Raw genomic sequence first — 719 nt, forward strand, 5'->3', positions numbered from 1 at the left:
CAGGCGCTCGGCGGCACGGGTCACGTGTTGCTCGCTGAGCAAGGCGTCAAGGATCACCAGCAGGTTAAGGTCGATGCGTCGTAGATCATTCATCAGCTGCATGTTCTGCATAAGAACTTGGAATTTAAATTTGCGCGACGAATAGCCTAGAGTCCAGCAAAACCTCTGGGATATTGATCATGACGACGTTGCATTGGGTAGGTTTGTTGCTGTTGGCCGCGTTTGCCGGGGCAGTGGTGCCGTTTCAAAGCGCGATAAACGCCAACCTGGGACGCGGCCTGGGGCATCCGCTGTGGGCCACCCTGGCCTCGCTGCTGGTGAGCATCATCGTGCTGCTGCCGGTGATCCTGGCCCTGCGCCTGCCGCTGCCCAACCTGGGTTTTATCACCAAGGCGCCGCTGTGGATGTGGAGCGGCGGCGCGTTCGGCGTGTGCTTCATTTCGCTGGCGTTGATCCTGATGCCCAAGCTCGGCGCCTCGGGGTTTATCGCCCTGGCGATGGCCGGGCAAATCGTCGCCTCGTTGATGCTGGACCACTTCGGCTTGTTCGGGCTGGTGGAGCGCCAATTGACCGCGCCCCGGTTGATCGGGGCGCTGATGTTGATTGGCGGTGTGGCCCTGATTCAATTCAGTGCCGCACCCACCCGCTCGCTGGTGACCGCCGGCTGATCAGCGCTTGTCGAGGGTGCGCAGCTTCTGTGGCAAGCCCCACAGCAACAG

The 719-nt window shown here is 61.2% G+C and carries 1 protein-coding gene and 1 pseudogene; one reads left to right on the forward strand and one right to left on the reverse strand.

The annotated features are described in order from the left end of the window. Positions 1-174, reverse strand: a pseudogene (locus tag HX846_RS40530) (LysR family transcriptional regulator); the annotation flags it as partial. A 5-nt stretch (positions 175-179) separates the two neighbouring features. On the opposite strand from HX846_RS40530, the gene HX846_RS37940 reads away from it, so the two are divergent. Further along, a complete protein-coding gene (locus HX846_RS37940; protein ID WP_003212086.1) occupies positions 180-668 on the forward strand; it encodes a DMT family transporter in 489 nt (162 codons plus the stop codon). The last annotated feature ends 51 nt before the right edge of the window (positions 669-719 follow it).

This window comes from Pseudomonas sp. K5002 (assembly GCF_013386655.1).
In the GTDB taxonomy this organism is placed as follows: domain Bacteria; phylum Pseudomonadota; class Gammaproteobacteria; order Pseudomonadales; family Pseudomonadaceae; genus Aquipseudomonas.